This window comes from Streptomyces sp. NPDC048002 (assembly GCF_040653275.1).
Taxonomy (GTDB): Bacteria; Actinomycetota; Actinomycetes; order Streptomycetales; family Streptomycetaceae; genus Streptomyces.
This window is the reverse complement of record NZ_JBEZNL010000011.1, coordinates 64,787-85,208: the sequence shown is the minus strand read 5'-3', so window position 1 is coordinate 85,208 and position 20,422 is coordinate 64,787. Positions and strand designations below refer to the sequence as shown.

The 20,422-nt window shown below is 73.2% G+C and carries 19 protein-coding genes; 9 read left to right on the top strand and 10 right to left on the bottom strand.

Annotated elements, in window-relative coordinates; translation table 11 throughout:
- The first annotated feature begins 1 nt into the window (after position 1).
- The gene (locus AB0E07_RS16755; RefSeq protein WP_362251627.1) at positions 2–1,834 is read left to right on the top strand and encodes a hypothetical protein; all 1,833 of its coding nucleotides are present in this window, start codon (positions 2–4) and stop codon (positions 1,832–1,834) included.
- Positions 1,835–1,846: 12 nt separating this feature from the next.
- Here the strand turns inward: AB0E07_RS16755 and AB0E07_RS16750 are convergent, their stop codons facing one another.
- The 3 genes from AB0E07_RS16750 to AB0E07_RS16740 are packed head-to-tail and all read right to left on the bottom strand — an operon-like array spanning position 1,847 to position 3,364.
- Entirely contained in the window at positions 1,847–2,137 is a 291-nt protein-coding gene (locus AB0E07_RS16750) for an SHOCT domain-containing protein (RefSeq protein ID WP_362251624.1), read from the bottom strand.
- A gap of 41 nt (positions 2,138–2,178) precedes the next feature.
- A complete protein-coding gene (locus AB0E07_RS16745) occupies positions 2,179–2,622 on the bottom strand; it encodes a DUF6325 family protein (protein ID WP_362251621.1) in 444 nt (147 codons plus the stop codon).
- Between the two features lie 13 nt (positions 2,623–2,635).
- Positions 2,636–3,364: a nucleoside/nucleotide kinase family protein gene (locus tag AB0E07_RS16740; protein ID WP_362251618.1), complete on the bottom strand. Its 729-nt coding sequence runs from the start codon at positions 3,362–3,364 to the stop codon at positions 2,636–2,638.
- Positions 3,365–3,615: 251 nt separating this feature from the next.
- On the opposite strand from AB0E07_RS16740, the gene AB0E07_RS16735 reads away from it, so the two are divergent.
- The 3 genes from AB0E07_RS16735 (at position 3,616) to prcB (ending at position 7,458) form a co-directional block, all read left to right on the top strand.
- The gene (locus AB0E07_RS16735) at positions 3,616–5,208 is read left to right on the top strand and encodes a hypothetical protein (protein WP_362251615.1); all 1,593 of its coding nucleotides are present in this window, start codon (positions 3,616–3,618) and stop codon (positions 5,206–5,208) included.
- A complete protein-coding gene (locus AB0E07_RS16730; protein ID WP_362251612.1) occupies positions 5,205–6,149 on the top strand; it encodes a lysylphosphatidylglycerol synthase domain-containing protein in 945 nt (314 codons plus the stop codon). The genes AB0E07_RS16735 and AB0E07_RS16730 overlap by 4 nt, the downstream gene beginning before the upstream one ends.
- 454 nt (positions 6,150–6,603) lie before the next feature.
- Positions 6,604–7,458 (top strand): proteasome subunit beta, encoded by an 855-nt coding sequence (gene prcB / locus AB0E07_RS16725; protein ID WP_362251609.1) that lies wholly within the window; start codon positions 6,604–6,606, stop codon positions 7,456–7,458.
- A gap of 1 nt (position 7,459) precedes the next feature.
- On the opposite strand, the gene AB0E07_RS16720 is transcribed toward prcB, so the two are convergent.
- From AB0E07_RS16720 to AB0E07_RS16705, 4 genes are all read right to left on the bottom strand, one after another.
- A complete protein-coding gene (locus AB0E07_RS16720; RefSeq protein ID WP_362251606.1) occupies positions 7,460–8,419 on the bottom strand; it encodes a hypothetical protein in 960 nt (319 codons plus the stop codon).
- An 11-nt stretch (positions 8,420–8,430) separates the two neighbouring features.
- Positions 8,431–9,903 (bottom strand): APC family permease, encoded by a 1,473-nt coding sequence (locus tag AB0E07_RS16715; protein ID WP_362251603.1) that lies wholly within the window; start codon positions 9,901–9,903, stop codon positions 8,431–8,433.
- A 294-nt stretch (positions 9,904–10,197) separates the two neighbouring features.
- Positions 10,198–11,607, bottom strand: coding sequence for a Si-specific NAD(P)(+) transhydrogenase (gene sthA / locus AB0E07_RS16710; protein WP_362251600.1), 1,410 nt, complete (start codon positions 11,605–11,607; stop codon positions 10,198–10,200).
- Between the two features lie 160 nt (positions 11,608–11,767).
- A complete protein-coding gene (locus AB0E07_RS16705; protein ID WP_362251597.1) occupies positions 11,768–11,971 on the bottom strand; it encodes a hypothetical protein in 204 nt (67 codons plus the stop codon).
- A gap of 191 nt (positions 11,972–12,162) precedes the next feature.
- Here AB0E07_RS16705 and AB0E07_RS16700 point away from each other — a divergent pair, with 191 nt between their 5' ends.
- On the top strand, positions 12,163–14,430 hold the full coding sequence (locus tag AB0E07_RS16700) for an MMPL family transporter (protein WP_362251594.1): 2,268 nt from the start codon (positions 12,163–12,165) through the stop codon (positions 14,428–14,430).
- 110 nt (positions 14,431–14,540) lie between these two features.
- Positions 14,541–15,305, top strand: coding sequence for a hypothetical protein (locus AB0E07_RS16695; protein WP_362251591.1), 765 nt, complete (start codon positions 14,541–14,543; stop codon positions 15,303–15,305).
- Between the two features lie 20 nt (positions 15,306–15,325).
- Here the strand turns inward: AB0E07_RS16695 and AB0E07_RS16690 are convergent, their stop codons facing one another.
- On the bottom strand, positions 15,326–16,252 hold the full coding sequence (locus tag AB0E07_RS16690; protein ID WP_362251588.1) for a GNAT family N-acetyltransferase: 927 nt from the start codon (positions 16,250–16,252) through the stop codon (positions 15,326–15,328).
- 62 nt (positions 16,253–16,314) lie between these two features.
- Positions 16,315–16,740, bottom strand: coding sequence for an OsmC family protein (locus tag AB0E07_RS16685; protein WP_362251585.1), 426 nt, complete (start codon positions 16,738–16,740; stop codon positions 16,315–16,317).
- 211 nt (positions 16,741–16,951) lie between these two features.
- Between AB0E07_RS16685 and AB0E07_RS16680 the strand changes: the two genes are divergently transcribed.
- Both AB0E07_RS16680 and AB0E07_RS16675 read left to right on the top strand, forming a co-directional pair.
- Positions 16,952–17,851, top strand: coding sequence for a GNAT family N-acetyltransferase (locus AB0E07_RS16680; RefSeq protein WP_362251583.1), 900 nt, complete (start codon positions 16,952–16,954; stop codon positions 17,849–17,851).
- Between the two features lie 71 nt (positions 17,852–17,922).
- Positions 17,923–18,234, top strand: coding sequence for a hypothetical protein (locus AB0E07_RS16675; protein WP_362251581.1), 312 nt, complete (start codon positions 17,923–17,925; stop codon positions 18,232–18,234).
- Between the two features lie 100 nt (positions 18,235–18,334).
- Here AB0E07_RS16675 and AB0E07_RS16670 read toward each other — a convergent pair whose 3' ends face one another.
- The gene (locus tag AB0E07_RS16670; RefSeq protein ID WP_362251579.1) at positions 18,335–19,222 is read right to left on the bottom strand and encodes a Gfo/Idh/MocA family oxidoreductase; all 888 of its coding nucleotides are present in this window, start codon (positions 19,220–19,222) and stop codon (positions 18,335–18,337) included.
- 235 nt (positions 19,223–19,457) lie between these two features.
- Here AB0E07_RS16670 and AB0E07_RS16665 point away from each other — a divergent pair, with 235 nt between their 5' ends.
- Positions 19,458–20,360 (top strand): dienelactone hydrolase family protein, encoded by a 903-nt coding sequence (locus AB0E07_RS16665; protein WP_362251576.1) that lies wholly within the window; start codon positions 19,458–19,460, stop codon positions 20,358–20,360.
- The last annotated feature ends 62 nt before the right edge of the window (positions 20,361–20,422 follow it).

The following is a 20,422-nucleotide window of genomic DNA, read 5'->3' as shown; positions in this document are numbered from 1 at the left end:
CATGCGGCTTCCGCACCAGCGCGGCCCGTTGCACGACCTGCCGTCCGCACCGGAGGACTACGACGCCGTCCTCGCCGATGTCACGGAGCAGGCCCTGGCCCGCCTCACCCCCGAGGGCGGTCTGGAACACCCGGACTGCGCCGACGACATCGGTGACACCTCGCTCGGTGTGACGGCGCTCCTGGTCCTGGCCCACACGCGCACCAAGGACCCCCGCCTGCCGCGGGCGGTCCTGGACAGCCTCCGCTTCCACCTGCGTGAGCGCGTGTACACGCGGGACAACCCGGGCTACCCGAACCTGCGGGTCCGCGACTCGGGTCTGCCGTACGCCCGTTACGTCCTGGAGCCCGGCGCGCACCCGATCGGCGACTGGCCGAGCACGGTGTGGGCGCTGCTCCAGCTGGTGAACGTCCTGGAGACCGCGGACGGCGACCTCGTCGACGACGGCCTGCGCGCCGAACTCGTCGCGCTGGGCCACGGATACTGGCGCTGGCTGACCGAGGCGACCTTCTTCAACCCGCAGGAGGCCGGCAACCAGGCGATCGGCTGTGTCGTCGGCGGACTGATGCTGGCCCGGCACCTGCCGGACCCGGACGGCCCCGAGGTGCGGCGGGCGGCCCTCACGCTGTACGAGGAGCGGATCCGCGCCCACCGGGTCTCGGACCGGGGCGCGCTGCTGCCGCCCGAGCACGGCGGCGCGTACGACAACAACTACGGCCCGATCTCCCTGTCGTTCCTCGCCCAGGCCCACCGGGTGAGCGGCGAGGAGGTCTTCGCCGAGGACGGCGACGCCCTCGCCCGCTATCTCGACGCCCGCCTGACCACGGGGGGCTTCGATGTCGGCGGCCCGCGCTACAGCGAACAGCACTCGGGCTTCGAGGCCGTGCTGGGACTGCGCTGGTTCGGCCACCGGATCGGCGCCGACCTCGGCCGCTACCGGGGTGACACCCGCTGGGGCCGGCACGCGGTGAAGGCGGACGGCGGCGTCGACGGTCACTTCGCGTTCATGCTGGTCTGGCAGATCCAGGACACGACCCCCTGGCACCGGACCCCGAGCCGGAACCCGGTCCGCCACCAACTGCGGTCGGGCAGCGTGTCGGTGGCTTTCGACAGCCGGATGACCCCGTCACTGGTGGAGGCCGCGGGGACGTATCTGCTGCCCGCCGCGGTCGACCGGCAGCACGGCTTCGGTCCGGTCGTCGACGGCTTCCTGCTGTGCCGGCCGATGGGCGAGGTCCGCGTCCGGGACGTGCGCGCCGGGAGCCTGACGGCGAAGCTGGTGACCAAGCCCGTCGTCGGCCGCGACCAAGTCCTGCGCCACGTACGGTCCCTGTACGTCACGGACGGCACGGCCCTGTGGACGGCCGTCGCCGTGGAGCGGCTCCCCGGCACGCCGTACCTGCTGGCCGGACTGCCCTACGCGGCCGACGACGGCGACCGGGTGCGCAGGACCGCGTCCGCGCCGGTGACCGCGGCGGGCGAACTGCGCCTGACCCACCCGGAATCGGGCCGCCCGGACCACTTCGACGCCCGCGCGGAGACCACCCAGGAACAGGCCGCCTTCGCGCTCGCGGCGGACCCCCGCGGCTACGGCAACCCCGACGAGGGCTGGCGCCATCTGCTGGCGTCGACCGCCCTGGAGGCGTCGCCCGCCCCGGAAGCCCCCGCCGCCCTGCACGTGTTCGCGGTGCGCTACGGCGGACTGGGGCAGTTCGAGCCGGAGTTCGAGCAGACGCGGAAGGGGCTGCGGGTGCGCACGGAGTCCTTCACGGCGCTCATCGGCGACCCGGCGGGCGACCCCGCGGGCGAGCCCGAGCTGACCGTGGAGGAGTGAGCCGGGCGTCCGTCAGGCGGCGAGGATCCGGCGCTTCTGCTCCTCGAACTCCGCCTCGGTGAGCACGCCCTGGGCCTTCAACTCGCCCAGCTGCTGCAACTGCTCGATCTTGTCGGACATGTCGGGGGCGGGCGGCGGCGCCGCGGGCGCCGCGTACGCCGCCTGCGGAGGTGCCGACTCGTAGCGGTTCTGCTCCTGTGCCGCCCAACGGCCCTGCTGGCGGCGGCTCACCCGGTTCGACACGGCGGTCGCCGTTCCGGCCACGACTGCGGTGCGCGCGACTCCGCGCAGAAGACCTGGCATGACTGACCCCTTTCGGCCCGTCGGACGTGATCGGTGGTCGTTCAGGACGCGGCGTCGGCCGCGTCGAGCGCGGCCATGACGGCCGGCATCGGGATGCGCCCGGAGGCGACGAGCCGCGCGCCGCTGCGGTGCATCGCGGCGGCGAAGGGCGCGGCCCAGCTGTTCTCGTAGATCAGGATGCCCGCCGAACTGCCCGGCTCCAGCGCGGAGGCGGCCTCCTCCAGGTCGTCCTGGCCGAGCAGCCCGGACGAGGCGCCCTCGAAGACCGACAGGTCGAGCGAACCGTCGCCGTCGAGGTCGGCGATCTCCATGCCGCTCACCGTTCCGTCGGTCTCCTTCCGGACGAACATCAGGTCGAGGATCCGGATGATCCCGCGGTCCACCAGGTCGACCAGCAGGGGAAAGCCCTCGCCCGTCATCCGGTTGCCCGGGAACTCGACGACCAGGTAGTCGATCGGGCCCACAGCTTCGTGTGCGTCGCTCACAGTGTCACTCCTGCTACTCACGGCTACGCTCGGTGACGCCCCCTCTCCTCAATTGCAGCACCGGCCCGCGCTCTTCGCATGTCGGTGCGCCCGGCGACGGCACCGCCGACGCGGGGACCACGAGGTCGGCCCGCGCCCGGGTCCCGGCCACGAGTTCCGCGTTGCGCTGGTCCGACCTCATCACCCAAGCGACCGCCTCCGCGTGGCTCTTGCCGAACTCCTCGTGCCGGGCGATCAGCCGGCGCAGCCGCTCGTCCTCGTCGAGTTCGCAGAACCACACCTCGTCCAGCTCCGGCCGCACCCGGCCCCAGGCGCCCGTCTCCAGGAGCAGGTAGTTGCCCTCGGTCACCACCAGGCGGATCCCGGACGGCACCGGGATCGCCCCCGCGAGCGGCTGCTCCAGGACCCGTTCGAAGCCCGGCGCGTACACCGTCACGGACGCGTCCGGCTCCGTGCGCAGGCGGTGGAGCAGGGCCGCGTACCCCGCCGGGTCGAAGGTGTCCGGGGCGCCCTTGCGGTCGAGGCGGCCCAGCCGGTCCAGTTCGACGTCGGCCAGGTGGAAGCCGTCCATCGGGACATGGGCGGCCCACGGCTCCGCCGTGCCGTTGAGCCGCCGTACGAGATGTTCGGCGAGAGTGGTCTTCCCGGCACCCGGGCTGCCCGCGATGCCCAGGACCGCGCGGTGCCCGCGGGCGGTGAGGGCGCGGGCGCGGTCGAGGAGGTCGTCGAAGGTCTGCGGCACGGGCCGAGTCTGCCATCCGGGCGCCACCCCGGCTCCGTCCGTCGATGAGCCCGCCGCGCGGGACGGCATACGGTCGCGGCGGCGGCCGTACGCCCGTCGTCAGGCGCTCGGGCGCACCGGCGCTGCACGCCCGCCGACCCCGGGTTAATTTGTCCGTGTTTCTTGCGTTTCCCTGACTCTGTGTCCCTCGGTTCTCCGTGTCCCCGCCCGCTGCCGGCGGCTCCACGGCGTGTAGCGGTAAGGGGTGGACGATGGCCCACGGCACCAACGCGATGCTCGTCGGGAGGGGACGGAGCGAGACCCTGGCCGTGTCCGGCCGGTCCTGGCGGACCCGCGACACCGCGCTGCTCGCGGGCCTGGCCGGCGCCTTCACCGCCGCCCAACTCCTCCTGATCCCCCTGGACCTGGGCCTCGGCTGGGACGAGGTGGTCTACGTCAGCCAGGTCGACGGCCCGGACCCCGCCGCCTTCTACAGCGCGCCCCGGGCCCGGGGCGTGTCCCTGCTGGTGGCGCCGGTCGTGTCCTGGTCCTCCTCGGTCGTCCTGCTGCGTGTCTGGCTCGCCGTGCTCTCCGGTCTCGCCCTCTTCCTGGCCCTGCGCGCCTGGCGCGGCCTCTTCCCGGCCCGCGTCCTGGCCCTCGGCGGCGCGCTGTTCGCCTCGCTCTGGGTGACGCTCTTCTACGCCCCGCAGGCCATGCCCAACCTCTGGGTGGCCCTCGGCGCGCTGCTCGCCGTCGGCAGCTTCCTGCGGGTCCTCACCGAGGCCCGCCCCGGCCGGCGGGCCCTGTGGGGCGTGGCCGCCGGCGCCGCCCTCATGGCGCTGATGCGCCCGACCGACGCCGTCTGGACCGCCCTGCCCCTGCTCGCCGGCGCCCTGCTGCTGCGGCGGGCGCGGCTCGGCCTGGTCACCGCGGCGGGGCTCGCGGCGGGCGCCCTCCCCTGGGTGGTGGAGGCGTACACCTCCTACGGCGGACTGCGCGAGCGGCTCTCCGAGGCGTCCCGGGTGCAGGGCGGTCTCGGCTGGCACCTCGCCGTCGACGACCAGATGCGCGGCCTGATCGGGCGCACCCTGTGCCGCCCGTGCACGGGCGCCCTGCCCAACCCCGTCGTCACCGCCTGGTGGGTGCTGCTGCCGCTGCTCGCCGTCCTCGCGCTCGTGGTCGCCGTACGGTCCGGCCGCACCACACGCACCCTGGTCCCGCTGGCCTGCGCCACCACCGCCGCGATCCCCTACCTGTTCCTGATCGGCTACGCGGCCCCCCGCTTCCTGCTGCCCGCGTACGCGCTGCTGGCGGTGCCCGTCGCCGACGGGCTGCTGCACCTCGTCACCACCCCGGGCGGCCGGTGGCGCCCGCTGCCCACCGGACTGCTGGCCCTCGGGCTGGCCGCGCACCTGGCCGTGCAGTACGCCGTCCTGGACCATGTCGTCGACCGCACCGCCGCCGACCGCCGCGCCTGGGAGCGCACCGCCGACGCGCTGCACGCCCTCGGTGTGACCGCCCCCTGCCTGCTCACCGGGCACCAGGCCATCCCGCTGGCCCACTACACCGGATGCTCCTCGGGCGCGGTGAGCGGCAACAACGCCAACACCACGGCGGCGGAGATCCTGCGGGCCGCCCGCCGGGTACCGGTGGCCAACCTCGCCGTCCCCGGCGCGCGGCCCCCCGCCCACGCCCGCGGCTGGGAACTGCACCGCCTGGAGAACCTGGACGTGCGTATCGCCCCCCTCGCCACGGGCAGCGCCCTGGCCCCGCCACGCACGGTGACGCCGCCCGCCGCGGGTGACGTGCGCGTGCCCGCGGGGGGAGTCGCCGGGGCCGCGCGGGCCGTGGGCGGAGCCGTATGACGCCCGGACAGGTCGCGGTGGCCGGCACACGCCGGCGGGCCGTCCACTGGCACTGCGCGGTCGGCCTCGCCGCGCTGGCCGTCGCCGGATGGCTGGCCCGGCGGCACTGGCCCGTACTGGAGACCGGCGCGGTACGACTGGTCGTGGCCGACCAGGGGTGGCTGCTGGTGGCCGCGACGGCGGCCGCCGTCACCTGGCTGTGCGCCGCGCTCGCGCAGCAGGGCGCGGTGCCCGTCCGGCTGCCCTGGGGGCGGCTCGTCGCCGCGCAGTTCGCCGGCTCGGCTGCCAACCAGGTCCTGCCCGCCGGACTCGGCGGCGGCGCCGTGAACCTGCGGTTCCTCATGCGCTGCGGAGTTCCCGCCGCCCGAGCGGCCACCGCCGTGGCGGTGCGGGGCACCGCGGGCGTCCTGGTCCGCGCGGTCCTCATCGCCTCGCTCGCCCTCGCCTGCCCGGGCGTGCTGCACGCGCCGGACACCTTCCCGGCCGGGCCGGTCGCGGCGGGCGCCGTCGTGGTGGCCGCCGCCCTGCTGGCCGGCCCGCTGCGCAGGCGCTGCCGGCGGTGGCTCGGTGCCGCCTGGGCGGACATCGGCGCGGTCCACGCCCGGCCGGGCCGGGCGGCGGCCCTGTGGGGCGGCTCGCTCGCCTTCGCCGTCCTGCACTGCGCCGTGCTGGTCGCCGTCGCCCAGGCCGTCGCACTGCCGCTGGCGCCGCAGCGGGTGGCGCTGCTCTACCTGGCCGCGAGCGGTGCGGCCGCCCTGCTGCCGACGCCCGGCGGCCTGGGCTCCCTCGACGCGGTCCTCGCCCTCGCCCTCACCGCCGCCGGGGCGCCGGCGGTGGCCGCCGCCTCAGCGGTGATCGGCTACCGGCTGCTCACGGCATGGCTGCCGCTGCTGCCGGGGCTCCTGGTCCTCGGAGCGCTGATCCGACACAAGGCGCTGTGACCCGCGGGGAGTTGTCCGCGCGCGGGGCGCTGTGACCCGCGGGGAGTTGTCCGCGCGCGGGGCGCTGTGACCCGCGGGGAGTTGTCCGCGCGCGGGGCGCTGTGACCCGCGGGGAGTTCCCGCCCGCAAGGTGCCGTGGCCCGCGGGGAGTTGCCGCCCGTGAGGCGGCGTGACGCGCGGGGAGTTGTCCGCCCGCGTGGCGCTGTGACCCGCGGGGAGTTCCCGCCCGCAAGGCGCTGTGACCCGCGGGGAGTTGTCCGCCCGCGAGGCGCTGTGACGCGCGGCGCGTTGTCCGCGCGCGTGGCGCTGTGACGCGTGGGGAGTTGTCGCCCGTGAGGCGGCGTGATCCGCGGCGGGGTGTCGGGGCGTGAGGCGCTGTGACGCGCGGCGCGTTTCCCGTGTGTGCCGTTCAGGTAGGACCTGGGGAGTCGGTCCGGACGCGAGGGGGAGTGCCATGACGCAGGCCGAGCACGGTGGGGGACTGGGCGAGGAGTTCTTCGTCCCGGGGTCCTCCTCCTTCACGGAGTTCCTCGCCGCCCACCGTCCCGAGCTGCTGGCCACCCGCCGTGTCCTGCCCGACGGCATGCGGGCCGACGCCGAGCGGGTCCCGCACGGCACCACCGTGCTCGCCCTCACCTACCGCGACGGCGTACTGATCGCCGGGGACCGCCGGGCCACCATGGGCAACCTCATCGCCCAGCGGGACCTGGAGAAGGTGCACCCCGCCGACGACCACACGGCCGTCGCCTTCGCCGGAACCGTCGGTCTCGCACTCGACATGGTCAAGCTCTACCAGGTGGAACTCACCCACTTCGAGAAGATCGAGGGCACGCCGATGACCCTCAGCGGCAAGGCGCGCCGACTGGCCGGAATGATCCGCGAGAACCTCGGCCAGGCCATGCAGGGACTCGCCGTGGTCCCTCTCCTCACCGGCTACGACCCGACGAGGCCCGAGGGCGAGCGGGGCCGCATCTTCGGCTTCGACGTGGCGGGCGGCCTCTACGAGAAGCGGGACTTCCACGCCGAGGGGTCCGGATCCCCGTTCGCCCGGGGCGCGTTGAAGAAGCTGTTCCACCGGGACATGTCCCGTCGCGAGGCGGCCCTCGCCGCTCTCCAGGCGCTGTACGACGCGGCCGACGACGACTCGGCCACCGGCGGCCCCGACCTCGGCCGCCGTATCTTCCCGATCGTCTCGGTGATCACCGAGACGGGCTTCGAGCGGCTGCCCGAGCCCGAGACCGCGGAACTGGCCCACGAGATGATCGCGCACCGCGCCGGCCGCCCGGACGGGCCGGCCGCCGCCCTGTGACTCAGGGCCGGTCGAGCAGCTCCCGGTGCCACTTGGTGAGCTGCCGGACCGGGTCCCCGGTGTACGACCAGGGCGTCCGGGTCGCCCGGCGGCCGCTCATCCGCAGCAGCTCGCCGGCGATGTCGGTGAGGCCCGCCAGACAGGCCGCGTGCGTCACGTAGTGCAGGTCGCGCAGTTCGGCGGGCGCGACCGAGTGCGCGGTGCGCCCCCGCACCCAGCGCTGCCAGGTGCGCCGTACGTCCCCCACCGCGACGGCGTGGTCCCAGTGCTGGCCGAGCCCCGTCAGGGCGGTCCGGTCGCGGGCCGCGTCCAGCACGTGGCGGTACTCCTCGACCCGCGCGTACTGGAGCAGCACCGGAAGCGGGCAGCCCGGCGGCGCCACACCGGCCGCGTCCCGGGCGAAGTCGTACATCAGGCCGTGGCTGCCGTGCCAGCGGGCCGAGTAGTAGTGCAGCACCTGGAGGTGCCCCTCCACGCTGTACGGGTCCCGCCGGTGCAGCTCGTCCCACCAGCGGGCCAGCTCCTGGCGGCGCACCCCGGACGGGTACAGCCGCGCCACCGAGATCAGCGAGATCCACGGCGTGGGATCCTCCGGGTACGCCTCGGCCGCCCGCAGACACGCCAGGACCGCGGTGTCGATCCGGTGCCCGTCGATCGGCACGCCCCGGCCGGCCGCGATGGCCAGGTTGAAGGCCCGGGCCGTCTCGGTGGCCGCCCGCAGCACCAGCGCGTCGGCGCCGGCCGGTTCGGCGGCCAGCCACGACTCCGTCGCGGAACGGTCGGCGCAGTACTGGGCCAGCGTGCGCACCCGGTGCCCGCGCGAGGTCCAGTCGGTTCCGGTGACGCGCAGCAGGTCGCGCAGCCCCTGCCAGCGCCCGATGACGACGTCCTGGCGCGCGGCGGTCAGGGCGGCGTCCCCGCAGTCGGGGTCGAAGTCGGGAGTGAAGCGGTCTCGCGCCATCGCGAACCCCCTCAGAAGTCGGTGGGGAGGCCCTCGTGGACGCGGGTGTGTGCGGGCGGGCGGCCCGTGGGCACGTACTCCGTCTCGACGGTGCGGGCCGCGTCCAGCCGGGCGGGCCGGTAGTAGTCGCTGCCGCGCCGCCAGTACCGGACCATCGGCACCAGGCCCGCGGCCAGCCCGCCGATCCCGATCGTGATCGCGGCCGGGCTCAGCTCCCCGAGCGACTCGAAGAACACCCAGAGCATGAACAGGGCGCCGAACAGCGGCCACACCCCGCCGAGGACGAAGTGGACCGGGGACCTCAGCAGCATCCGCCGGTAGGCGACCACGACGGCGAGGCCGGTCAGGCCGTAGTAGAAGGCGATCTGGAGGCCGATCGCGGAGATCGCGGCGGAGAGGATGTCGCCGACCGTTCCGAGGGCGTTGGAGGCGACGAACATCACCAGCGCCACCGCGCCCACCACGACCACGGCCACCCACGGCGTGTTCCAGGTGGGGTGCACCTTCCCCAGCGCGGACGGCATCGTGCGGTCGCGGCCCATCGCGAACAGCGAGCGGGTGACCTGGATGAGCGTGGTCTCCAGAGTGGCGACGGTGGACAGCATCACCGCCACCATCAGCAGCCTCCCGCCCCAGCCCGGCCAGATCTCCTCGCCGAGGACGGCCAGCACGTTCGTCTCGTCGGCACGGATCTGCTCGGCGGAGAGGACGACGTTCACCGTGACGGTGAACACCTCGAACAGCAGGAAGACCACACCGAGCCCGATCAGGCCCGCCAGTCCCGTGGCGCGGCGGCTGTTGCGGGTCTCCTCGCTGAGGTTGCCGGTGACGTCCCAGCCCCAGAAGTAGAACGCGGCGATCAGCGCGCCCGAGGCGAAGCCCGACACGCCGTCGAACTGGCCGAGGCCGAGCCAGGACCAGTCGAAGGCACGGGCGTGCTCGGAGTGCAGCACGGCGAGCACCGCGAACAGCGCGAGCAGCAGCAGTTCGACGCCGGACATGACGAACTGCGCGCGCACCGTGAGCCGGGCCCCGCCCAGCACCACCAGCAGCATCAGCAGGAACCAGCCGGCTCCCACCACTGTCGCCAACGCGGTGTTCCGCGCGAGCCGTTCGTCGAAGAGGGCCAGCGTCAGCGACCCGGCGGGCAGCGACCCGGCCACCATGAAGACGGTCGCCGACACCACCAGCGCCCAGCCGCTGAGGAAGCCCAGGAAGGGATGGAGGGTACGGCCCACCCACGAGTAACCGGCGCCCGCGTTCACGTCGATACGGCTGAGGTAGCTGTAGGCCAGCGCGATGCCGAGCATGGGTATCGCGCAGTAGAGCAGGGCGGCCGGCCCGGCCGTGCCCACCGCGCCGAACAGGACCGCGGTGGTCGCGGCGAGCGAGTACGCCGGGGCGCTGCCGGCGACCGCCATCACCACCGTGTCGAACGTACCGAGGGCGCCTGCCTGAAGCCCTCTGCCCCTGTGGTTGCGCATGGCCTGTGCTGCTTTCGTCGTGCACGCCACCCGGGGCGACGGACGGGCCCGGACGGCGTATGGGGGGCGTGCAACCGCAGAGTCGGCGTACGATCACACCGCGTGTGCACGTGATGAGTGATGATAGCCCCACCCGCGGACCGTGCAGGAGCGGGTGCGGGCGTGCTCCCCCGGAACCGCGAAACGCCGTCGCCAGCAGGGGCGTTGAGAAACGTCCGCCCCCTGGAACGGACGGTTCCAGGGGGCGGACGTGAGGGCCGGGCGCGAAGGCCGGGCGATGCGGTGGGCGGAGGGTCAGTCGTCCATCCGGTCGAGCTGCCGCAGCCGGTTGGTGGCGTCGAGTGCGGCGACCTTGTAGGACTCGGCGAGGGTCGGGTAGTTGAAGACCGCGTCGACCAGGTAGTCGACGGTGCCGCCGCAGCCCATCACCGTCTGGCCGATGTGGATGAGTTCGGTCGCCCCGGAGCCGAAGCAGTGCACTCCGAGCAGCTTGCGGTCCTCCGGCGAGACCAGCAGCTTCAGCATGCCGTGCGAGTCGCCGATGATCTGCCCGCGGGCCAGTTCCCGGTATCGGGATATGCCCACCTCGAACGGCACGCGCTCCTCGGTGAGTTGATCCTCGGTGCGGCCGACGAAACTGATCTCCGGGATGGTGTAGATGCCGATCGGCTGGAGGTGGTGCATCCGCCCCACCGGCTCACCGAAGGCGTGGTATGCGGCCGTTCGGCCCTGCTCCATGGCGGTCGCGGCGAGCGCGGGGAAGCCGATCACGTCGCCGACGGCGTAGATGTGCGGCACCTCGGTGCGGTAGTGCTCGTCGACCGAGATCCGGCCCCGCTTGTCCGCGGAGAGCCCGGCCCTGTCCAGATCGAGGTCCTCGGTGAGGCCCTGCCGGCCCGCCGAGTACATCACCGCGTCGGCCGGGATCTTCTTGCCGCTCTCCAGCACGGTGAGGGTGCCCCGCGGATGCCGCTCGACGGAGGCGACGGTCTCCCCGAAGCGGAAGGTCACCGCCAGGTCCCGCAGGTGGTACTTGAGCGACTCCACGATCTCCACGTCGCACATGTCGAGCATCGCGGCGCGCTTCTCCACCACGGTGATCCTGCTGCCGAGCGCGGCGAACATGGAGGCGTACTCCATGCCGATGACCCCCGCTCCGACGATGACCATGGAGCGCGGGACCCGTTCCAGGGTGAGCACGTTGTCCGAGTCCATGATCGTCCGCCCGTCGAAGGCGACGGTGTCGGGCCGCGCCGGCCGGGTGCCGGTCGCGATCACGATGTGCTCGGCGGTGAAAAGCTGTTCCTTGCCGTCGGCGTCGCGCAGGGCGACGGTGTGGTCGTCGACGAAACGGCCGGTTCCCGCGTACAGGACCACCTGGTTGCGGGAGAGCTGGCTGCGGATGACCTCCACCTCGCGTCCCACCACGTGCTGGGTGCGCGAGATCAGGTCGGCGACGGTGATGTCCTCCTTCACCCGGTAACTCTGGCCGTACAGGTCGCGCTGGGTGAGGCCGGTGAGATAGAGCACCGCCTCGCGCAGGGTCTTGGAGGGGATGGTGCCGGTGTGGATGGAGACCCCGCCGACCATGTCCGGGCGGTCGATGACGGCCACCTTGCGGCCCAGCTTGGCCGCGGCGATGGCGGCCTTCTGGCCACCCGGACCGGATCCGAGGACGAGCATGTCGAAGTCGAAGTCGGGCATCCTCCGGAGTCTGGCAGCCGCACGACCGTTTCCGGAAGGGCGGCCCGGGAAACGCCCGCTTGCGAACACCCTTCACCGACCCGGCGGTCGGGCGACGGAAGGCCGCCCCGACCACCGGGTCCGTGCGGGGTTCCCGGACTCCTACGGGCTTCGGTGAGCCTCAGGGGAGCATCTTGTCGAGGGCCGCGGGTCCCTCGGCCTCCAGCTTCCGCCGGGCCCATTCCATGTTGCGCGGGGTGATGTCCTTGCCCGAGGCGAGGACCAGGTCCTCCGGTGACACCTCGGTGCCGGTGCGGGCGTGGAGCAGGTCGTCGGGGGTGGCACGGTTCTCGGACGGCCCGGACGCGGGCTGTGACGTCGGCATGATCTCTGCTCCTCGGGTCCGGTCGCTGGGGGCGGCCCGGGCGCTGGCGCGCGAACGGGTCAGTTATCACCATTCAACGCCTCGGCGCGGCGTGCATCCGGAGGAGCCCGTGATTCTGAAATGCCCGGCTGATCGCGACGGCGTCTAATGGGGAAAAGGCATCTCTCGGGCTACGCAGAAACACGGAGCTCATGTCACCGACTCGCGACACGACGGGGGAGCAGGAGGGGGCACCGCGCGCACGCGGCCTGCGCAGGATCGGGGAGGCCTGCGCACGGCATTTCGTGATCGTCATCGTCGCCTGGCTGGTGGCGCTGGTCGCCCTCCAGACGCTGAACCACCTGCACGGCGGTGAGTACTCCGACAACTTCTCGCTCTCCTCGTCCCAGTCCCAGGCCCAGAAGGGCCTGGACGTGCTCCAGGCGCACGACCCCGAGGCCGGCGGCTACAGCAGCCAGGTGGTCGTGCACGACAAGGACAAGGCCCTGACCTCGCTGGACTCGCAGATGTCCACCACGGTCGACGACCTCGGCAAGCTCTCCCACGTCCTGTCCGTGCAGAACCCGCTCAGCGCGCCGCCCACGCCCAGCGGGCAGCCCAACGTCGGCCCGGTCTCCACGGACGGCAAGACGGCCTACCTCACGATCCGCTTCAATGTGCAGCCCTCCACCCTCGGCGACAGCTACCTCGACGGCGTCGACAAGGCGGTCCAGCCCCTGCGCTCGGCCGGGGCCGAGGTCGAGTACGGCGGACCGCTCGGCGAGCTGGCCCGGCCGGAGCCCGACGACCGGGTGAGCGAGCTGATCGGCTTCGCGGTGGCGATCGTCGTGCTGCTCATCGGCTTCGGCAGTGTGATCGCCGCGGGGATCCCCCTGGTCACCGCCCTGATCAGCGTCGTCGGCGGGCTGGCCCTCCTCGGACTGCTCGCCGCCGCGTTCACCTTCGCCACCGTCTCCCCGACCCTGGCCACGATGATCGGCATCGGCGTCGGCATCGACTACGCGCTGTTCCTGATCACACGTCACCGGCAGAACCTCATGGACGGCGCCGATCCGGTCCGCGCCGCGGGCCGGGCGACCGCCACCAGCGGCCGGGCCGTCCTGGTCTCCGGCTGCACGGTGATCGTCGCCCTCGCGGGGCTGTCCGCGTCCGGAGTGACGTTCATCAGCAAACTCGGGGTCGCGGCCGCCGTGACAGTGGTCTCCGCGGTCGTGGGCGCCCTGACCCTCGTGCCCGCCCTGCTGGGCCTCATCGGCAGCCGCATCGACCGCTACCGGGTGCGCAAGCCGGTCGCCGAGACCGACGCCGAACCGGGCGCCGCGCCGCAGGGCACCTGGCACCGCTACGCGCAGCGGGTGGCCCGCCACCCGCTGCGCTACCTGACCGCGGGCGTGGTGACCGTCGCGGTCCTCGCCATCCCCCTCTTCTCCATCCAGCTCGGGCACATCGGTGACGGCGCCGACCCCACCTCCTTCACCGACCGGCGCGCCTACGACCTGATGACGGACTCCTTCGGCCCCGGCTCCAACGGCCCGCTGACCGTCGTGGTCGACCAGACGAAGGTGCCCGACTCCCAGCGCTCGGACCTGTCCTCGACGGTGCAGAAGAGCCTCGACGGAGTGTCCGGGGCGGCCGTGGCCACCCCGCTCACCGCGACCTCGGACGGCGACGTCCTGATCTCCACCGTCTACTCCAAGACCTCCCCGCAGGACGCCGGCACCACCGACCTGACCAACCGCCTGGTCGACGACACGCTCCCGGACGCGCTGTCCGGCACCGACGCCAAGGGCTACGTCACCGGCACGACGGCGGCCCAGGTCGACTTCCGCGACATCGTGGCCGAACGCCTGCCCCTGATCATCGCGGTGGTGGTCGCGCTCGCCTTCCTGATCATCCTGGCCGTCTTCCGCGGCATCCTGGTGGCCCTGAAGGCGGCCGTCCTCAACGTCCTGTCGATCGCCGCCTCCTACGGCGTGGTCGTCGCCGTCTTCCAGTGGGGCTGGGGCGGACCCGCGCTGGGCGTCAACGGCACGGTGCCCATCGAGAGCTATGTGCCGATGATGATGTTCGCGATCATCTTCGGGCTGAGCATGGACTACGAGATCTTCCTGCTCTCCCGCGTGCACGAGGCCTGGCTGCGCACCGGCGACGCGAAGGCGTCGGTCGCCCACGCGCTGGAGATCACCGCACGCGTCATCACCTGCGCCGCGCTGATCATGGTGAGCGTCTTCGCGGCGTTCATCGTCAGCGACAACATCGTGGTCAAGATGCTCGGCCTCGGCCTCGCCGTGAGCGTGCTGATCGACGCGACCGTCGTACGGCTGCTGATGGTGCCCGCGGTGATGACCCTGCTGGGAGCGCACGCCTGGTGGACCCCCCGCTGGCTGGACCGGATCCTCCCGCACATCAACGTGGAGGGCGAGGAGGAGCACGGGCGGACCGACGCGGCCCGCCCGTGAACAGACGCGGCCCGCCCGTGGACAAAGGGGGTGCCGCACGGCCGTCCAGAGGGTAAGGTCGCGATCTTCGGCCGGCGGTAGCCGCCCGGAGTCCCCCGAGGACCGCACGTATGAACCCCGACGACACGCCCGCCCGTCTCCGGCTGCGCGGCGCGCTGGACGGCCTGGCCGTCACCTTCCGCGGTATGACCGCCGCCGCCGACGAGACCCAGTGCTGGTGCCACTGGGGCAGCGACGAGGAACTGCGCCTGCTCAAGACGCCGGACGTGGAACTCGACGCCGACCTGCTCCGCCGTACCTGGGACGCCCCCGACTGGCACGACCACGGCGCGGTGCTGCGCCGCGTCCTGCCCCAGTTCGGCAGGGAACTGGTCGCCGGCCGGGTCGAGCCGATGTCCGGCATGTACGAGGTCGGCCGGTCCTTCGCCCGCGGCCACTGGCGCGCGTGGCCGGTGCGGCAGAGCGACGCCGTGTGGGAGTTCCTGTACGCCTGGTGGGCCGCCTGCCTCCTGGACCCCGAGCCCGCCGTCCCCGCGCACGAGCTGTTCGCCCTGTGCGCGGAGGCGTCCGGCACGCTCACCCCGTGGCTGGACGTGTGGGCCGCCCTCGACCACCCCGTCGCCTCCCGTCACCTGGCGACGGCGGCGGCCGCGTGGGAGTACGAGCTGCTCGGGGACGAACTGCCCTGGGACCCGCACTGGCACGACGACCCGGAGCCCCTGCGGGCCGAACTCGCGGACTGGCTCGTCCGGCACGCCCCCGACCGGCTGCGCGCCCTCGACGTACCCGAGGAACTCCTGCACCGCGTACGGCTGATCGGTCTCTCCGGACCCGACCGCTGGTCCGACCCGCACTACCCGGTCCGCTCGTACTGAGACCGAGGTGCGGGGCACCGTCAGGTGAGAACCGCCTCCCAGGTGTCCACCGCGTAGCGGACCGTCATCCCGTGCCGGGCGTACAGGCCCGGCGCGCCCGTGGTGTTGCCGGTGTCCACCCCGAGGCCCACCGTGTCCCTTCCACGGGCGGCGAACGCGGCGAACGCGTGCCGCAGGAGCAGTCCGCCGAGTCCCAGGGCGCGCGCCTCGCTCCGCACCCCGACCGAACGGATCCAGCCCATGGCCTCGCGGTCGTCGCGGGCGAGGAGGAATCCGGCGTCCCCGTGCTCCTCGGTGCTGGCGATCCACACCAGGGACCAGTCGAGCGCCTCGGCGTCGATGTCGTGCAGCCACTGCTCGTAGCCGCGGGGCTGGAAGTCGAAGTGCTCGGCGAAGGTGGTCTGGTACAGCTCGTGCACGCGCCGGCGGTCGGCCTCGTCGGAGCAGGCCCGCAGCCGCACGCCGGCCGGCGGAACCGGAGCCGGGTTCGCCGCCGGGTCCACCGGCCGGTGCAGCACGTGGTAGCGCCGGACGACGGACCAGCCGCGCTTCTCTATCAGCGAAGTGTCCAGCGTGGGCGCGATGTTGAGATGGAGATGGACCACGGCACGCTCCGCGCCGTTCCCCCGGGCCCTGGCGAGCGCCCGGGTCTCCAGCGCGGTGAACAGCCGCTGTCCCGCCTCCTGGTGGTCGGGCAGGACGTAGTGGTCGGCGTCGATCCGCTCCCCGCCCGACTCGTCCCACAGCAGCGCGTACGCCACCAGCCGGCCCTCGTGGAAGGCCAGCCAGGAGTCCTGGGACAGATCGGTCTCGGGGTGCTTGAGATCGGCCTCGACGGTGCCGAGGTCGGTCTCCGGGCGGCCGATCTCGAAGACGTCGACCTGGTTGAGCAGTTCGGTGACGGCGGGCGCGTCGGCGAGGCCGGCGGGGCGGACGAGGTAGGGCATGCGGACAGGGTCGGGTGCCGGGCGGGGCGGCCGCAACGGGTTATCGGCGCGGCTCGCGCGTCCTAGACGTCCTCGACGACCGTACGGACGGCGGTGCCCGACTCGACCGTGCGGCTGACCGTGCAGAGGCGGTCGTGGGAGGACTTCACGGCGCGGGGCAGGATCGCGCGGGCACGGTCGCCGCCCTCGCCCTCCGGGAAGGCGACCGAGAAGGTGACCTCCAGGTCCGTCATCCGGTTGCCCTGCTCGTCGCTCACCTTGTGGCCCTTGACGGTGACGGTGAAGCGGTCCGGCTCGGAGTGCCGGGCGGTGGCGACGTCCACGTCCGCCATGGAGCAGCCGCCGATCGCGGCGAGCAGCAGCTCCACCGGCGTGAACTCGGTGCCCTCGGTGCCGAACGCGAGGGTGCCGCCACGGGCGTTGACGGCGGTGAAGTGGCCGGTGGAGGTCCGCTCGACGGAGACGGAGCGCAGGGAGGTGTCGGTCATGGGGCCGACCCTAACCGGGGCCCGCCGGGGAAAAGCCGTGGACGCACCCGGGGATGATCGCCTACGGTGTGATCATCACGCCTTGAGACGACGGAAGGAGGCGAGTGCCGTGCAGTTCACCCTTTCCAGCGCTCCCTTCACCGCTGTCCCGGCGTGCTTCGGCTGATCCGACCGGGAGCGCTTCTCGCAGCTCGTACCGGAGGATTCACCCATGACCGATCTGGTCATCCGTACGCTCGACACCCACGACGCGCACCTGTTCGACGCCCTGCCCGATCCGCTGGGCGCGGCCGAGGGGCACCGCGCCACCGTTCACCGCCCCGAGTGGAAGCGGGTGGCCCTGCGCGACGGCAAGGTCGTCGCCCGCGGTGCCTGGTGGGGCGGCCCCGACGACACCGAACCCCTCAACATCAACTGGTTCGACGTGGCCGAGGGGGAGGAGGAGGCCGGAGCCGAACTCCTGCGCTCCGCCCCGTGGCAGGTCGAGCTGGAGATCAACCTGCCCGCCCGCGGCCGGGAGAACCCGGCCGTGCGCGCGGCGGCCGACACCGTCTTCGCGGCCGCCCGCGCGGCCGGCTACGAACTCCTCGTCGAGCGCTATCTGTACCGCTGGACCCCGGAGTGCGGGCTCCCCGAGCGGCCCGGCCGGCTCGTCTTCGAACCCGAGGCCGACGACGCCGTGTTCCACGACGCCCTGCGCCGCATCCACTCCGTCACGCTGGACGCGCACGCCCTGAAGGCGATCAAGGAGGGCGGCGTCGACCAGGCCGCCCGCGAGGAGATGGAGTTCTTCCACTGGTGCCCCTCCCCGCGCGAGTGGTGGCAGGTCGCCCGGACCGAACGGGGCGAGCTGGCCGGTATCCACATCCCGGCCCGCAACCTGACCTCCCCCGTCATCGGGTTCATCGGCGTCCTGCCGGAGCACCGGGGACACGGCTACGCCTACGACCTGCTCGTGGAGTGCACGCGCTTCCTGGTCGAGCAGGGCGCCGAGTTCATCAGCGGAGCCACCGACCAGGGGAACTTCCCGATGGCCGCGAACTTCGCCAAGGCCGGCCACCCGGTGGTCAAGGAACGGATCAACTTCCACATCCCCGGCGTCACCCGGTGACCCGCGCGCTGTCGGTGCCCGGTGACATGCTGATCCGGCACTGACGGCACGGGACGGCGTACGGAGGCACGGTGGGATTCGACGGCACGGTGTGGCAGGTCCGCAGCGGGGACGAGTCGGTCGGAAGGATCACGATCGACGAGGCCGACTTCCCCTGGCTGTCCGGCCACTTCGCCCCGGGCCCCGGCTACGCCTCCGTACGCGACCTCTTCGCACGTGAACTCGCCCTGCTGGAACGGGTCGACGAACACGTGGAGGAGTGGGAGGCGGCCTACGGCGAGATCGAGCGACGCGTCACCCTGTGCTCACCGGACGGCCCGGTCGCCGAGTTCCTCCTGCACATCGAGGGCGACCGGGCCTGGTTCCGCTGGAACGAGGAGTGAGCTTTTTTGCTCTCAGGGGCGCGGGGAACTGCGCGACAAGCCACGACGCCGCCGCACCCGCCCCACTACCCCGCACCCCACTCGACGGGCTCCGCCCGCCTCAGCCCCGCTCCCCGAGCAGTCCCTCCGCCTCCGCGAGGATCTCCGTGACGCGCAGCGCGAAGCCCGCATCGCAGGGATGCGGCCGCCCGCTGCGAACCGCGGCGAGCAGCGCATCCGTGGCCCGCGCGAAGGCCGGCAGCGCCCCCTGCCCGTTCACCGGCAGACGCGTCACGCCCGCCGCACCCCGCAGCTCCACCGCCGTCCCCGCGGCGGCGGCCGGCGCGGTCAGACTCAGCGCCAGGGTGCTGGACGCCCCACCGGTGTGCTCCAGGACCAGATGCGCGGTGTCCCCGGGACCGTGCGCGGCCGCCGCCACCCGCCGGACCTCGCCGAGGACCGGCAGCAGCACCGACAGGGCATGCGGCCCCACGTCCCACAGCGCGCCCTTCTCCCGGCGCCACGGCGAGTTCGCGAAGGGGCTGTCGCCGCCGCTGAACACCGAGCCCAGCCACTGCGCGTGCGCGGTGAACCAGCCCGCCGCGGCAGCCTGTTCGGTGATCCACGCGTGCGTCTCCGGCTGGAACCGGCTGGTGAAGAACACCACCGACGCCACCTGCGCCTCCGTCGCCGCCGCGACCACCGCGCGCCCCTGCTCGGCGGTCGTCGCCAGCGGCTTGTCCAGCAGCAGATGGCGGCCCGCCCGCGCGGCCCGCACCGCCAGCTCGGCCTGCACGGCCGGGGGGAGGGCCACGGCCACCGCGTCCACGTCGGCGAGGAGCGCGTCCACGTCGTCGTAGGCAGGGACGGCGTACCGGCCGGCGAGGTCCTTCGCCGCGTCCGGGCGGCGGCCCCACACCCCGGCGAAGTCCACCTCCGCGTGCCCGTCCAGGGCCGGGGCGTGGACCATCGTGGCCCACGGGCCGGTGCCGAGCAGTCCGATGCGCATACCGCCGCCTCTCCATGTCGCCGTCGCGGGACTACGAGCGTTTCACACCGGTGCGGACCGAGGGCAGGGCGGGCCGCCCGGGTCCGTCCGAAAGAGGTCGCGCGGAGACCGGTGACATTGCCGGTCCCCGCGGCCGGGCCGCGCGCCCACAGTGGCACCGCCCGTTCAACGGCGGTGCCCGCCGGCGCGGTGCTCCCGTGCCGCACCTCCGCCACGACAGAGAGGACGACTCGTCGTGCAGTCCCACCACCCCCACACCCGGCCCCGCGGGGCCGGCCGCCTCGCGACGGCCGCGGCCGCGCTCGCCGTGGTCCTCGGCCTCGGCACCCTCGCCGGACCCGGCGCCCAGGCCGCCGACAACCCCTACGAGCGCGGCCCCGCGCCGACCAACGCCAGCATCGAGGCGTCGCGCGGCTCGTACTCCGTCTCCCAGACGTCCGTCTCCTCCCTGCTCGTCAGCGGGTTCGGCGGCGGCACGATCTACTACCCGACCAGCACCAGTGACGGCACCTTCGGCGCCGTGGTGATCTCGCCCGGGTACACCGCCTACGAGTCCTCGATCGCCTGGCTGGGCCCGCGCCTCGCCTCCCAGGGCTTCGTGGTCTTCACCATCGACACCCTCACCACCCTCGACCAGCCCGACTCCCGCGGCCGCCAGCTGCTGGCCGCGCTGGACTACCTGACGGAGCGCAGCTCGGTGCGGACCCGGGTCGACAGCAGCAGGCTCGGCGTGATGGGCCACTCCATGGGCGGCGGCGGCACCCTGGAGGCGGCCAAGTCCCGGCCGTCGCTCCAGGCGGCGATCCCGCTCACCCCGTGGAACCTCGACAAGACCTGGCCCGAGGTCACCACTCCCACGCTGATCTTCGGCGCCGACGGCGACACGATCGCCTCCGTCGGCAGCCACGCCGAACCCTTCTACTCCAGCCTGCCGTCCAGCACGGACCGCGCCTATCTGGAGCTGAACGGGGCCACCCACTTCACGCCCAACTCGTCGAACACGACGATCGCGAAGTACAGCATCTCCTGGCTCAAGCGGTTCATCGACAATGACACCCGCTACGAGCAGTTCCTGTGCCCGCTGCCCCGCCCGAGCCTGACCATCGAGGAGTACCGGGGCAACTGCCCGCACTCCTGACCCCGTTGTGCCCCCGCACGGCCGCCGCCCGGTTCCACTGGGCGGCGGCACATTTCGTTGAG

Excerpts from the sequence above, each read along its gene's own strand:
- AB0E07_RS16755 (WP_362251627.1), top strand. The coding sequence starts at position 2 with ATGCGGCTTCCGCACCAGCGCGGCCCGTTGCACGACCTGCCGTCCGCA.
- AB0E07_RS16750 (WP_362251624.1), bottom strand. The coding sequence starts at position 2,137 with ATGCCAGGTCTTCTGCGCGGAGTCGCGCGCACCGCAGTCGTGGCCGGA.
- AB0E07_RS16735 (WP_362251615.1), top strand. The coding sequence starts at position 3,616 with ATGGCCCACGGCACCAACGCGATGCTCGTCGGGAGGGGACGGAGCGAG.
- AB0E07_RS16730 (WP_362251612.1), top strand. The coding sequence starts at position 5,205 with ATGACGCCCGGACAGGTCGCGGTGGCCGGCACACGCCGGCGGGCCGTC.
- prcB (WP_362251609.1), top strand. The coding sequence starts at position 6,604 with ATGACGCAGGCCGAGCACGGTGGGGGACTGGGCGAGGAGTTCTTCGTC.
- AB0E07_RS16720 (WP_362251606.1), bottom strand. The coding sequence starts at position 8,419 with ATGGCGCGAGACCGCTTCACTCCCGACTTCGACCCCGACTGCGGGGAC.
- AB0E07_RS16715 (WP_362251603.1), bottom strand. The coding sequence starts at position 9,903 with ATGCGCAACCACAGGGGCAGAGGGCTTCAGGCAGGCGCCCTCGGTACG.
- sthA (WP_362251600.1), bottom strand. The coding sequence starts at position 11,607 with ATGCCCGACTTCGACTTCGACATGCTCGTCCTCGGATCCGGTCCGGGT.
- AB0E07_RS16705 (WP_362251597.1), bottom strand. The coding sequence starts at position 11,971 with ATGCCGACGTCACAGCCCGCGTCCGGGCCGTCCGAGAACCGTGCCACC.
- AB0E07_RS16700 (WP_362251594.1), top strand. The coding sequence starts at position 12,163 with ATGTCACCGACTCGCGACACGACGGGGGAGCAGGAGGGGGCACCGCGC.
- AB0E07_RS16695 (WP_362251591.1), top strand. The coding sequence starts at position 14,541 with ATGAACCCCGACGACACGCCCGCCCGTCTCCGGCTGCGCGGCGCGCTG.
- AB0E07_RS16690 (WP_362251588.1), bottom strand. The coding sequence starts at position 16,252 with ATGCCCTACCTCGTCCGCCCCGCCGGCCTCGCCGACGCGCCCGCCGTC.
- AB0E07_RS16685 (WP_362251585.1), bottom strand. The coding sequence starts at position 16,740 with ATGACCGACACCTCCCTGCGCTCCGTCTCCGTCGAGCGGACCTCCACC.
- AB0E07_RS16680 (WP_362251583.1), top strand. The coding sequence starts at position 16,952 with ATGACCGATCTGGTCATCCGTACGCTCGACACCCACGACGCGCACCTG.
- AB0E07_RS16670 (WP_362251579.1), bottom strand. The coding sequence starts at position 19,222 with ATGCGCATCGGACTGCTCGGCACCGGCCCGTGGGCCACGATGGTCCAC.